This is a genomic window from Bacillus sp. FJAT-27916, from assembly GCF_001183965.1.
Lineage (GTDB): Bacteria > Bacillota > Bacilli > Bacillales > Pradoshiaceae > Pradoshia.
Window position 1 is genome coordinate 1,216,671 of the sequence record NZ_LFZV01000001.1, and the last position, 12,858, is coordinate 1,229,528.

Consider the following 12,858-nt stretch of genomic DNA (forward strand, 5'->3'; position numbering starts at 1 on the left):
ATGAGATTTGCGGCAGCTTTTTTTCTATGGATGAATATTATGCCAAGGAGGCCATGCCAATGGACAAAAATCAATATTTAACAGTGGCCGCCCTCACGAAATACATTAAGCGCAAGTTTGATGCAGACCCTAATTTAGATAATATTTATTTGAAAGGGGAAATCTCAAACTTCAAAAGGCATTCAAGCGGACATATGTATCTAACGTTAAAGGATGAGAAATCACGCATTAATGCTGTCATGTTCGCTCAATCGGCAAGAGGGCTTGCCTTTGACCCTGAGAATGGGATGAAGGTGCTTTTGCGAGGAGAGGTCCGTGTATACGAGCCGACAGGCGGCTATCAAATGTACATAAAAGAAATGATGCCTGATGGAATTGGAGAATTATTTATCGCTTATGAGCAATTGAAGAAAAAGCTCGAGCAGGAAGGTCTTTTCGACATTCGGCATAAACAGCCAATTCCAGCATTTCCAGCGAGAATCGGAGTCATTACCTCCCCGACTGGAGCAGCGATAAGAGACATCATCACGACCCTAAAGAGGCGTTACCCAATTGGAGAGGTCCTCATTTTCCCTGCACTCGTCCAAGGACAACAGGCAGCGCCGTCCATCGTTAACGCCATTGAGACGGCGAATCAGCATCCAATTGATGTCTTGATTGTCGGGCGCGGAGGCGGGTCTATCGAGGAGCTATGGGCCTTTAATGAGGAACCTGTCGCCCGAGCCATCTTTAATTCACAGATTCCGGTTATCTCAGCTGTCGGACATGAAACAGATACGACGATCAGTGACTTCGTTGCTGACCTGAGGGCACCGACACCAACAGGGGCAGCGGAAATGGCTGCACCAAAGGTGAGTGATATCGCTGAGAGAATCAAGATGATGGAAGCAAAAATCAGCCGCTATACAACGCAACGTATTGAAAGTGAAAAGAAACGACTCGTGTCAATAGAAAAATCTTATGCCTTTAAATACCCGCATCTGCTGTATCAGCAAAAGATGGAACAGCTGGACCGAGTGACGGAGCGGATTGCACGCAACAGTACACTTTACTTTGAACGTAAAGGAGACAAGCTCGAGCACTTGGCGAAGATGATTGAACGTCATAATCCGCTGAGCACAATCTCGAAGAAATCAGCGGATATCATACAGCTGCAGGGACGAATGACAAGGGCAGAGGCAGCCATTATTCGGAGTAAGCAGCAGGCATACTTAAACAGGGTGTCTCTCTTAAAGGCTGTGAGTCCGCTCAAGATTATGGAGAAAGGCTTCGGCCTTGTTTATAATGAGCAGGATGAACTGATTAAGACAAGGGATTCGGTGAAGGCCGGCGATCGATTGACCGTTGTCATCCAGGACGGAAAGCTGGATTGTACCGTTAATGAGATTAGGGAGAGTGATTCCAATGACTAAGGAACAGTCAAACATTACTTTTGAGGAAGCGATGGAAAAGCTTGAAAAAATCGTAGGGCGTTTAGAGGATGGAGAGGTGCCGCTGGAGGAATCCATTAATCTTTATAAAGAGGGAATGGAATTATCCAAATGGTGCCATGATAAGCTAAAGACCGCCGAGGAGCAGCTTACGCTTATCATGAAAGACGATGCGTTAAAACCATTCTCTATTGAAGAGGAGGAATAAGCGTGGCAGAGCTGCTGGAGGCCTTTTCTCGAGAATATAAGCGAAAGATTGAAGAGAGAATGAAGGGTATTGTCTCTGATTTGAATACGCCTGAAAACCTAAGGTCTGCCATGAATTATTCATTGGAGGCAGGAGGGAAAAGACTTCGCCCGCTGCTTGTTCTTGCTGTATTGCGTGCATTTGGGAAAAATCCGCTGATTGGTCTTGATACGGCCTGTGCGATTGAAATGATTCATACGTATTCATTAATACATGACGATTTGCCGAGCATGGATGACGACGACCTGCGCCGAGGTAAGCCGACTAATCATAAGGTGTATGGCGAGGCAACAGCGATCCTTGCTGGCGATGGATTACTCACCCTAGCTTTTGGGGTGATTGCTAACCAAGAGCAAGCTCGGCAGAACCCGGCCGTTGCCCTTGAATTGGTTGCTGAGCTTTCCAAGGCTGCGGGTGCAGAAGGAATGGTCGGCGGGCAGGTTGCTGATATGGAAGGTGAAATGAGGAACTTGAGTTTATCAGAGCTTGAATACATCCATGTACATAAAACTGGTAAACTGTTATCCTACAGCATTCTTGCAGGGGCCATTTTAGCTGGTGCTGATGATTGGGAGAAGGAGCATTTGCAGACGTATGCCCATCATCTTGGACTTGCCTTTCAAATCAGGGACGATATCCTCGATATCGAAGGAAGCGAAAGCAAGATTGGCAAGCCGGTGGGAAGTGATGAAACGAATCATAAGAGCACCTATCCTTCTCTCCTTTCCATGGAGGGGGCTAAGGAGAAGCTGGGTTTCCATGTTAATATGGCAAATGAAGCGCTCGGAAATACTAATTTCCAAGCCGGCATATTAGCTGAAATGCTGGAATTAGTTGCAAAAAGAGACCATTGATTGCCCATCGTTTCCACTGACATCCACTTACGTCCATTTAAGTTGTGTGCTATACTAATTGTACATTTCGAGTGGTGCAGTATTCTAGTCGGTCTACCGTTCTGGAGGGTGAGGCTAAAAATTCACTAGAGGGCACATCGATGAAGTTCGTTGGATTGGCTCGGAGCGCCCAGCTTTGGGTCGGTCCAGGGAGTAAGGAATTAGGGCGATCCACAATGGCATGTGGGCGATGACCCTGATTCCGCGGAGGCTTTATTCTCCTTTTGCAAGGGGGATATTGAAAAACCTGCATATCAGGAAACTGCGTGCAGCGTAGCCTGCCTTGAGTGAAGTATGAGGGGATTGCGTACTAGGCATATACATCAGTTGGCCATTGATATATTTGCTGGTCTGTCATGCATGAAATCTGCTTTGCAAAAGAGGCTAAGGAATTGGTTAAAGGCCGCCGGGGAAATCCCCTAGACTGTTCGTTCAATGACATATATAGAGGATTAAGGTGCGGACTAAGTGGCAATCCAGTCCAGCTTTCGGAGACGGGGCTGAGTTGGCTTTAAAGGGAAACCGCCGAGATGGCGACATTCGGCAGCTGATTGGGAAATCCTACTGGACCTAAGCCGTAAAATTAACTCTATTTATGGCCACTCGTTTCTATACGAAAAGAACAAAGCTTGCGCTTAGCAAGCTTTATTTTACATACAGGATGTGTCTTACTTACAACATGAAGGAAACTCTAAAGAAGACAGCGAAATGGACAATTACGATCTCAATCATTACATTTATATTAGCAGCTATCTTTACCGTGGCCTCTACGCTTTCCTTAAAGGGGGTAAGCTTTAGTGTTGGTCTTGCGATTGTACTTGTCATTGTACTAATTGGCATATTCTTTGATATGATTGGAATTGCAGCAACCGCCGCAGATGAAACGCCCTTTCATGCAATGGCATCGAAGCGGATTCACGGCGCGAAGCATTCCATTCGGATTATACGGAATGCAGACCGATTCGCGAGCTTTTGCAATGATGTGATTGGTGATATCTCTGGGATTGTAAGCGGGACAGCGGCTGCCCTCGTTATTACGCAGCTGGCTCTTCGTTTCCAATGGGGCGAAGCGTCTCCATCAGAGAGTATCAGTTCCATCGTTCTGACGAGTACGATCGCAGCATTAACCGTCGGAGGCAAAGCGATGGGAAAGACATTTGCCATCCAGCATTCTAAAGATATTATCTTTGGAGTCGGAAAAATGTTATCCTTTCTTGAGCGAAACTTCCAAATTGTTATAATAAAAGAAAATAGGGGCAAAACGACTCAAAAGAATACGAAACGAAAGTGAGTGATCCTGTTGGATCTATTGTCTATAAAGGACCCATCTTTTTTAAAGAAGATGACAAACGCAGAACTTGAAGCGTTGTCACAGGAAATAAGAACATTTTTGATTGAGCAGCTGTCAAAGACCGGCGGGCATATCGGCCCAAACCTAGGGGTAGTTGAACTTACCATTGCCTTGCATAAGGAGTTTAACAGCCCAAAGGATAAATTGTTATGGGATGTCGGCCACCAAAGCTATGTACACAAAATATTGACCGGACGCGCAAGCCAATTTGATACACTCCGTCAATACAAAGGACTGTGCGGCTTTCCAAAGATGAACGAAAGCAAGCATGATGTATGGGAAACAGGTCATAGCTCAACCTCCTTGTCGGCGGCGATGGGAATGGCCATTGCCCGGGATTTAAAAAAGGAGAAAAGCTATATTGTGCCTATTATCGGAGATGGTGCCCTGACAGGCGGCATGGCGCTTGAAGCCCTTAATCATATCGGCCATGAGAAAAAGGATATGATTGTGGTCCTAAATGATAATGAAATGTCTATCGCACCGAATGTCGGTGCCCTGCACTCCATTCTTGGCCGGATGAGAACAGCCGGGAAGTATAATTATGTCAAAGACGAACTGGAGCTTCTTCTTAAGAAAATCCCTGCAGTCGGCGGTAAGCTTGCAACTACAGCTGAACGCGTGAAGGATTCCCTTAAGTATCTCTTAGTGAGCGGAATGTTTTTCGAGGAGCTTGGGTTTACGTATCTCGGACCTGTTGATGGACATAACTTTGATGAATTATCTGAAAACCTAAAATATGCTAAAAAGACGAAAGGCCCTGTTTTGCTTCATGTGATTACGAAGAAGGGCAAAGGCTATGATCCTGCTGAAACGGATGCCGTAGGAACTTGGCATGGGACGGGTCCATATAAGATGGAAACTGGGGACATTATTAAGGAAGTCAATGCTCCTCCAGCTTGGAGTGCACTCGTCAGTGAAACTGTCAGACGGCTTGCACGCGAGGATGACCGTATAGTTGCCATTACACCGGCGATGCCGGTAGGCTCTAAGCTTCTTGGGTTTGCTAGTGAATTCCCGGATAGAATGTTTGATGTCGGCATTGCGGAGCAGCATGCCACCACCGTTGCAGCCGGGCTTGCGACTCAAGGGATGAAGCCATTTTTAGCCATCTATTCTACGTTCCTTCAGCGTGCCTATGACCAAATGCTGCATGACATTTGCCGCCAGAAATTAAATGTCTTTGTCGGGATCGATCGTGCCGGCCTTGTCGGTGCTGATGGAGAGACACATCAAGGGGTATTTGATATATCCTTCCTGCGTTCAATGCCGAATCTAGTGCTGATGATGCCTAAAGATGAGAATGAAGGGCAGCATATGGTTAATACAGCTATTAAATATAATGATGGTCCAATCGCGATGCGCTTCCCAAGAGGAAATGGTCTTGGTGTTGAGATGGATGAAGAATTAGAAATTATTCCAATCGGCACATGGGAAGTCCTTCGAGAAGGGAAGGATGCTGTTATTTTAACATTTGGAACGACTATTCCAATGGCGCTTGAAGCGGCAGAGGCAATGGCTCAGAAAGGCGTACAAGTTAAGGTCGTCAATGCTCGTTTCATCAAACCGCTTGATGCAGCTATGCTCTCTGAAATCTTGGCATCCAATCTTCCAATTCTCACTATTGAGGAGGCTGTCCTTGAAGGCGGGTTTGGCAGTGCCGTTTTAGAATTCGCTGAGGAGCACAGCTTTTCCCAAGCATATATTAAACGGATGGGAATTCCTGATGAATTTGTTGAACATGGCAGCGTAAGCAGGCTTCTTGCAGATATTCACTTGACTACAGAAGCTGCCATTGAACATTTAACGAAAATGACCTATAAAGAAACGAAAAAGGCGTATTAAAAATGAAAAAAGAACGAATTGATGTTTTATTAGTAGAAAGAGGCCTTGCTGAGACAAGGGAAAAGGCAAAAAGGGCAGTGATGGCAGGCTTGGTTTATTCCAATGAACTTCGGATGGATAAGCCTGGTGAAAAGATTGCCCAGGATGCCCCTCTTACCATAAAAGGACAGGTCATGCCCTATGTATCAAGGGGCGGATACAAGCTTGAAAAAGCCTTGTCCGAATTTGATTTATCTGTAAAGGATAAATTAATGATTGATATTGGCTCCTCCACTGGCGGATTCACCGATTGCGCCCTGCAAAATGGGGCCAAGAAATCCTATGCGGTGGATGTAGGATATAATCAGCTTGCCTGGAAGCTTCGCAATGACGAGCGTGTTATTGTCATGGAAAGAACGAATTTCCGTCATTCTGTTCCGGAGGACTTTACCGAGGGAATGCCTGAATTTGCCTCTATTGATGTTTCGTTTATTTCTTTGCGGCTAATCCTTCCAGCCTTAAAAAGGATATTAGTACCTGGGGGAGATGTTGTCTGCCTTGTGAAACCACAGTTTGAGGCAGGACGCGAGCAAGTAGGAAAGAAAGGAATTGTTCGTGACAAGAAGGTGCATTTGCAGGTTGTAGAGGATATGCGTGACTTTGTGGTAAGTGAGGGTTATATTCTGAAGGAGGCAACCTACAGTCCTATTACGGGTGGAGACGGGAATATTGAATTCTTATTCCATCTATACTGGCCGGGTGAAGACAAAGAGCTGACAGCCGATTTGCCTCATATAGACTTGGCTGAAGTCGTCGAGGAAGCTCATCAGACCTTAAAAGCAAAGAACGAAGAATCCTAATATAGAGATATCTATTCCCCCGCCGGCGTTTGTGCCGCGGGGGTTTGCTTTGTATACATCCTATGCATAAAAATACATGTACATTTACGACAAAATCCGCTAACATTAAGGGAGACGAAAGATCAACGTATAATGAGGGGTGTCAAAACCATGAATAAGGGACAAAGACATATAAAAATCCGCGATATCATTGCGAATAACAATATAGAGACACAGGATGATTTAGTTGATATTTTACGTGCTGAAGGGGTAAATGTAACCCAAGCAACCGTTTCAAGGGATATCAAGGAATTACATTTAGCGAAGGTACCTATGCAGGATGGGCGTTATAAATACAGTCTGCCTGCAGATCAGCGCTTCAACCCTTTGCAGAAATTAAAGCGGTCATTAATGGATGCCTTCGTTCGGATCGATTCTGCTAATAATCTGTTAGTTATGAAAACTTTGCCTGGCAATGCACAAGCTATTGGTGCGCTCATTGACAATTTGGATTGGGAAGAGATTCTTGGAACCATCTGTGGAGATGATACATGCTTAATTATTTGCCGGGAAAAGGAACAGGCAGATATTATAACAGAACGTTTCTTAGACATGTTGTAGAAAGTGGGATGAAAATATGTTATTGGAGCTATCCATTCGTAATTTCGCCATCATAGAGAAGCAGACTCTCGCTCTTCATCAAGGGCTGACAGTCCTGACAGGGGAAACTGGCGCAGGGAAGTCGATTATTATCGATGCCATTCAATTGTTAGTGGGAGGAAGAGGGTCTGCAGAGTTCATCCGTCACGGAGAAGACAAAGCAGAAATTGAAGGTTTTTTCCAATTACCTGACAATTCGCACCCGGCAATTTTAAAAGCACAGGAATTTGGCATTGAGTCAGAAGACAATGCAATCATCATTCAGCGTGCCATGTATATGTCCGGTAAAAGTATATGCCGTATAAACGGCAAGATGGTTACGATTTCAACGTTGAGAGAAATAGGGCGTAAGCTGATTGATATTCATGGCCAGCATGAGCATCAGGAGCTAATGGACCCCGATTATCACCTGCCGCTTCTTGATGAGTTCGGTGGACATGAAATCAATGAGGCTCTTGGGGAATATAAGCACCATTACAAGCAATACCATGAAACAAGACAATCGCTTAATAAACTGAGCGAAAATGAGCAAACGATGGCCCATCGGCTTGATTTGATCCAATTCCAATACAATGAGATAAAGAATGCGGGTCTTGAGCCTGATGAAGAAGACAGGCTGCTTGAAGAAAGGCAGAAGCTCAGCAATTTCGAGAGAGTCCATCAGAGCTTGAATAATGCTTATGGCTCCCTCAACAACGAGAATACCGGCCTTGACTGGGTTGGAAATGCGATGACAGAGCTCGAGAGAATTGAAAGCTTGGATGAAGAGTACCGGCAATTATCAGAAACAGTCAAGAATGCCTTTTATTTGTTGGAGGATGCGAAAAGCTCGGTTCGTACGCAGCTCGATATGCTTGAGTATGAACCGGAACGGCTGCATGATATAGAAGCCCGTTTGAATGAAATCAATCACCTGAAACGGAAATATGGCAATACAATTGATAAGATTCTTGAATATGGTGCGGCCATTGAAGAAGAAATAGACACGATATTAAACAGGGAAAGCCATATTGAGAAGCTGTCTAAACAGCTGGATTCTATAAAGAAGGAAGTACTGCTTGCTGGTGCTGAATTGACGGATAGAAGGAAGAAATACGCCATGTCCTTGACAGATGCCATTCATCAAGAGCTCAAGGAGCTATATATGGATAAAGCTGTATTTGATGTTCGATTCCTTGAACTGAAGGAATATGATGATTCCATTCATGAAAACGGATTGGATACAGTTGAATTTTATATATCCGCCAACCCGGGTGAACCTTTGAAGCCGCTTTCGAAAACTGCTTCAGGCGGGGAGCTTTCAAGAATTATGCTTGCCTTGAAGAATATTTTCTCCAAGCATCAAGGAATTACATCCATTATCTTTGATGAGGTGGATACAGGTGTCAGCGGGAGAGTTGCGCAGGCGATTGCTGAGAAGATCTATCGAGTCTCGAACGGTTCGCAGGTCCTTTGCATCAGCCATTTACCGCAGGTCGCCGCTATGGCTGATACTCATTTGTTCATTTCCAAGGAAATTATTGAAGGAAGAACGAAAACAAGCGTGAAACCTCTTGAGAAAGCGGAGCGTGTGGAAGAAATCGGCCGCATGATTTCTGGGAAGGAGCTCACATCCTTGACTGAGGAGCATGTCCGGGAAATGCTTGATCAGGCGGAACATATTAAAGCTGCTATGGTATAAGAAAAGCTTATGGCGGAGAAACTGAATAGATAGGAATAATCACGGAAAACTGATGAATCCCTTCATCAGTTTTTTGTTATTCATGATGTTATTCCTATCCAGAATGGGCAGCTTTTTATTTGCAGGGAAGGTTATAAAGAAGCCCTCTCCCGGAAAAATTAAAGACGTAGCCAAAGAAACGAGGAGTGTGGATGGATGAAAAGAATACCATTAAGAAAAACAGCTGGTATAATCCTCCTTGTTTCATTGTTAGCGATTTTCTTTAGCCACCCATTACAACAATATTTTGCAATTCCCACCCATGTAACCCTTTTTGAAGGACAAGAAAAAGCTTTAACGAAGAGTGATCTGCTGAAGGCAGAAGTGGTCTCTGCCAGCAACAGCGTGTCGATTGCAAAAGAGTCAGATGCATTAAGCATCCATGCAGCAAAAAGTGGATACGATCAAGTTGTCCTGAATATTGCAGGTATCCCGGTCAAGAAAATGAATATCGAGGTTTTGAAGGATTTTAAGGTCATTCCAGGAGGCCAATCGATTGGCGTGAAATTAAATACGCTTGGCGTGCTGGTCGTCGGACATCACCAAATAACAACTGAAAAGGGCGCTCTGTCCCCGGGCGAAATTGCCGGGATTAAGGTCGGAGATATCATTATGGCCATAAACGGACAGAAAATCACGAAAATGCAGGATGTAGCCCCGTTCGTCAACGGATATCGAGGATCTGCAGAACCTTTGGTTGTAGATATATTTCGTGATAATGAAAAGATTACCAGGAAGATTGAGCCTTTAAAAGATAAAAACGAGGAAGTATATAAGCTTGGTCTCTATATTCGCGATTCTGCGGCAGGAATCGGAACGATGACCTTCTATCACCCGGAAACAAGGAAATACGGAGCATTGGGACATGTCATCTCTGATATGGATACAAAGAAACCGATTGTGGTGAAGGATGGGCAGATTGTGAAATCTACCGTCACCTCGATCGAAAAGGGAAGCAACGGAAATCCAGGTGAAAAGCTGGCCCGGTTCGCGGCTGATCGTGAAGTGATTGGGAATATCACTCGTAATTCCCCATTCGGTATTTTCGGCCGTTTGACAAAGCAGATGGAAAACGGCATTAAGAACACACCACTTCCAATCGCTTTATCCAATGAGGTAGAAGAAGGTCCGGCAGAGATTTATACAGTTGTGGAAGGAAATAAGGTTGAAAAGTTCGGGATTGAAATTATCAGTACTATACCTCAAAAGTTTCCTGCAACAAAGGGCATGGTTCTGAAGGTGACAGACAAAAGATTATTGAGCAAGACCGGAGGAATCGTCCAAGGAATGAGCGGAAGTCCAATCATTCAAAAGGGAAAAGTTGTTGGAGCGGTTACGCATGTATTCGTCAATGACCCGACAAGCGGGTACGGGGTTCATATTGAATGGATGCTCAACGAAGCAGGTATAGATATTTATCAAAAGGACTCGAAAGCAGGTTGATTAAAACCTGCTTTTTTTTAGTCGAAACAGAGCGTTTTCACAGTGGATTCGACAAATTTGGATGGAAGTTTGTAAAAAGATGTGAAAAAGGTCGAAAAAAGGAGTAAACAAAAGAGAAACTTGTTTAAATCATTCTTTTTAAGCATTTTTTGATTTTTAGGTACTTTTTATATTGCAATGTCGAATATCTCGGTTAGAATAAAGTATAGAAATACTAGTAAATATAGGAAAATGAGTTTTGAGGAGGATATCTGGTTGAAAAAAATAAAAGTATGTATTGTTGATGATAATCGTGAACTTGTTGCTTTATTGGAAGAGTATATTAGTGAACAGCCGGATATGGAAGTGATCGGGGTAGCCCATAATGGCCAGGATTGCCTGAGTATGCTTGAACAAGTAAGTCCAGACGTGTTGGTCCTTGATATCATTATGCCCCATTTAGATGGTTTGGCTGTTTTGGAAAGAATAAAGGACTCTCAAAAAGGCACTTCTATTCCTAATGTCATCATGCTGACTGCTTTTGGCCAGGAGGACGTGACAAAAAAAGCGGTAGAGCTTGGTGCTTCCTATTTCATCCTGAAGCCATTTGATATGGAAAACCTCGTCAATCATATTAGGCAATCCGGTGAAAAAGGCGCTGGAATTGCACGTTCAAACAGCTATGCCCCGAGGCAGCCTGTAGAGTCGAAACCAATTAACTTAGATGCGAGTATCACTAGTATTATCCATGAGATTGGTGTACCGGCACATATCAAGGGCTATCTGTACTTAAGAGAAGCTATTTCTATGGTATACAATGATATCGAGCTGTTAGGGTCCATCACAAAGGTCCTCTATCCTGATATTGCCAAGAAATACAATACAACTGCAAGCCGGGTGGAACGGGCTATCCGTCATGCAATTGAAGTGGCATGGAGCAGGGGGAATATTGAATCCATCTCTTCATTATTTGGCTATACAGTCAGCATGACAAAGGCGAAACCCACCAATTCAGAATTCATTGCGATGGTGGCTGATAAACTCCGCCTTGAACATAAAGCCTCATAAGCCGTTATACCTCGCATTTATGATGAATAAATACTTAAAACGCTATCAAACTTTATGCAAAAGCACCATTACTGCCGAATTGTGATATTATGCGGTAATAATGGTGTTTTTTATTGTATGCTAGAGAGGAATGAACTAGAGAGAACGGAGGTTTTTTCGTGACACTTATATTTGGACATAGGGGATATGCGGCCCTCTATCCCGAGAATACTATGATATCGTTTAAGGAGGCTCTAAATGCAGGTGCGGACGGAATTGAGCTTGATGTGCAGCTGAGTCTGGACGGTGAATTAGTCGTGATTCATGATCCAACAGTTGACCGTACGACAGATGGAACGGGCTCTGTCCGTGAGTTATCGCTTGAAGAGTTAAGGAAACTAAATGCAGCGAATAATTCCAAGACAGTGGAATTTGCGGGAATCCCGACATTAAGAGAAGTGATGGAATGGCTGTCTGGAACGAATCTCCTCCTGAATATTGAATTGAAGAATGCAATCTATCCATATGAGGGGATGGAGGAGAAAGTGATTGAGCTGATACGAGAATTTGGTTTGGAGGATAGGGTCATTCTTTCTTCCTTCAATCATTACAGTCTTGTTTATTGCTACCGGCTTGCACCCGATATTGAGACGGCCCCTTTATACTCAGATGGACTTTATATGCCATGGGTGTATGCGGAATCGATTCGGGCAAAATCGATCCACCCAAAATTTCGCGCAGCACCTGATGGAATAATCAAGCAATGCCAGGAAGCAGGAATAGCGGTGAGACCTTATACGGTAAACCGAAAAGGGGATATGAAACGCTTATTTAAGGCAGGCTGCTCTGCTTTTATCACGGATGACCCCGACCTCGCCATCCAGCTGCGGAAGGATTATGAATGACATAGGGGTTTGGAGGAATGTCAGTTTACCGTTTATTTTGCGGGCTTTCTTTCTTCTTGCCTTCCTTGTCGATTCCGTTTCGGATATCGTCGGAAGGTTTAAAAAAAGAAATCTGATAAACCGACATACATAGCGAGTGAACCCCTTTCCGACATATAGAGGCTTGCATGGCCAAGAAATATGTAGGGAATATAGGTATAATGGACTATTTCTTTTTCGGGATGGACGAAAATAAAACCCGGCAATTGAGGCTCGACCTCTTTGCCGGGTTTATTTTTGGACAGGGCGTCTTTTGAAGCGATCCTGCACATTATTTCGTTTGCGATCTCGATAAAAAATAAATCCTCCAATAAAGGCTAAGCCGCCAGCAAACAAGAAAAAACCTACTAAAAATTGTACCCATAAAGCGGGTAAGAGAGGACTTAATTTCCCAAAAAGCATATCTCTCATCCACTTGATACCAAGTGCCGTGCAAAAGCCCGGAATCAATAAAAGGATAAACGCAACCGCACGCTGCATT

The 12,858-nt window shown here is 44.1% G+C and carries 12 protein-coding genes; 11 read left to right on the plus strand and 1 reads right to left on the minus strand.

What is annotated here, in order from left to right; all coding sequences use genetic code 11:
• Positions 1 to 59: 59 nt before the first annotated feature.
• The 11 genes from xseA to AC622_RS05845 all read left to right on the plus strand — a co-directional run bounded on the left by xseA (position 60) and on the right by AC622_RS05845 (position 12,338).
• Positions 60 to 1,412: an exodeoxyribonuclease VII large subunit gene (xseA, locus tag AC622_RS05795; protein ID WP_049670193.1), complete on the plus strand. Its 1,353-nt coding sequence runs from the start codon at positions 60 to 62 to the stop codon at positions 1,410 to 1,412.
• A complete protein-coding gene (xseB, locus tag AC622_RS05800; protein WP_049670194.1) occupies positions 1,405 to 1,638 on the plus strand; it encodes an exodeoxyribonuclease VII small subunit in 234 nt (77 codons plus the stop codon). The genes xseA and xseB overlap by 8 nt, the downstream gene beginning before the upstream one ends.
• Positions 1,639 to 1,640: 2 nt before the next feature.
• Positions 1,641 to 2,531, plus strand: a complete 891-nt coding sequence (locus AC622_RS05805) for a polyprenyl synthetase family protein (protein ID WP_049670195.1) — start codon at positions 1,641 to 1,643, stop codon at positions 2,529 to 2,531.
• Positions 2,532 to 3,249: 718 nt separating this feature from the next.
• Positions 3,250 to 3,861 (plus strand): hypothetical protein, encoded by a 612-nt coding sequence (locus AC622_RS05810; protein ID WP_049670196.1) that lies wholly within the window; start codon positions 3,250 to 3,252, stop codon positions 3,859 to 3,861.
• 9 nt (positions 3,862 to 3,870) lie between these two features.
• The gene (gene dxs / locus AC622_RS05815; RefSeq protein ID WP_049672816.1) at positions 3,871 to 5,766 is read left to right on the plus strand and encodes a 1-deoxy-D-xylulose-5-phosphate synthase; all 1,896 of its coding nucleotides are present in this window, start codon (positions 3,871 to 3,873) and stop codon (positions 5,764 to 5,766) included.
• Positions 5,767 to 5,768: 2 nt separating this feature from the next.
• Complete coding sequence (locus AC622_RS05820) at positions 5,769 to 6,605, plus strand: TlyA family RNA methyltransferase (protein WP_049670197.1); 837 nt, start codon at positions 5,769 to 5,771, stop codon at positions 6,603 to 6,605.
• A 150-nt stretch (positions 6,606 to 6,755) separates the two neighbouring features.
• Positions 6,756 to 7,205: a transcriptional regulator AhrC/ArgR gene (ahrC, locus tag AC622_RS05825; protein WP_049670198.1), complete on the plus strand. Its 450-nt coding sequence runs from the start codon at positions 6,756 to 6,758 to the stop codon at positions 7,203 to 7,205.
• A 16-nt stretch (positions 7,206 to 7,221) separates the two neighbouring features.
• Entirely contained in the window at positions 7,222 to 8,925 is a 1,704-nt protein-coding gene (recN, locus tag AC622_RS05830; protein ID WP_049670199.1) for a DNA repair protein RecN, read from the plus strand.
• Between the two features lie 195 nt (positions 8,926 to 9,120).
• Positions 9,121 to 10,407 carry a SpoIVB peptidase gene (gene spoIVB, locus AC622_RS05835; protein WP_049670200.1) on the plus strand — a complete coding sequence of 429 codons (1,287 nt, stop codon included), beginning with the start codon at positions 9,121 to 9,123 and terminating at the stop codon, positions 10,405 to 10,407.
• Positions 10,408 to 10,662: 255 nt separating this feature from the next.
• The gene (gene spo0A / locus AC622_RS05840; protein ID WP_049670201.1) at positions 10,663 to 11,454 is read left to right on the plus strand and encodes a sporulation transcription factor Spo0A; all 792 of its coding nucleotides are present in this window, start codon (positions 10,663 to 10,665) and stop codon (positions 11,452 to 11,454) included.
• A 158-nt stretch (positions 11,455 to 11,612) separates the two neighbouring features.
• A complete protein-coding gene (locus tag AC622_RS05845; protein ID WP_049670202.1) occupies positions 11,613 to 12,338 on the plus strand; it encodes a glycerophosphodiester phosphodiesterase in 726 nt (241 codons plus the stop codon).
• Positions 12,339 to 12,608: 270 nt separating this feature from the next.
• Here the strand turns inward: AC622_RS05845 and AC622_RS05850 are convergent, their stop codons facing one another.
• Positions 12,609 to 12,857: a DUF2627 domain-containing protein gene (locus tag AC622_RS05850; RefSeq protein ID WP_049670203.1), complete on the minus strand. Its 249-nt coding sequence runs from the start codon at positions 12,855 to 12,857 to the stop codon at positions 12,609 to 12,611.
• Between the last annotated feature and the right edge of the window lies 1 nt (position 12,858).

Coding starts and splice junctions, on each gene's coding strand:
- ahrC (WP_049670198.1), top strand. CDS start 6,756: ATGAATAAGGGACAAAGACATATAAAAATCCGCGATATCATTGCGAAT.
- spoIVB (WP_049670200.1), top strand. CDS start 9,121: ATGAAAAGAATACCATTAAGAAAAACAGCTGGTATAATCCTCCTTGTT.
- xseA (WP_049670193.1), top strand. CDS start 60: ATGGACAAAAATCAATATTTAACAGTGGCCGCCCTCACGAAATACATT.
- recN (WP_049670199.1), top strand. CDS start 7,222: ATGTTATTGGAGCTATCCATTCGTAATTTCGCCATCATAGAGAAGCAG.
- xseB (WP_049670194.1), top strand. CDS start 1,405: ATGACTAAGGAACAGTCAAACATTACTTTTGAGGAAGCGATGGAAAAG.
- AC622_RS05850 (WP_049670203.1), bottom strand. CDS start 12,857: ATGCAGCGTGCGGTTGCGTTTATCCTTTTATTGATTCCGGGCTTTTGC.
- AC622_RS05820 (WP_049670197.1), top strand. CDS start 5,769: ATGAAAAAAGAACGAATTGATGTTTTATTAGTAGAAAGAGGCCTTGCT.
- AC622_RS05810 (WP_049670196.1), top strand. CDS start 3,250: ATGAAGGAAACTCTAAAGAAGACAGCGAAATGGACAATTACGATCTCA.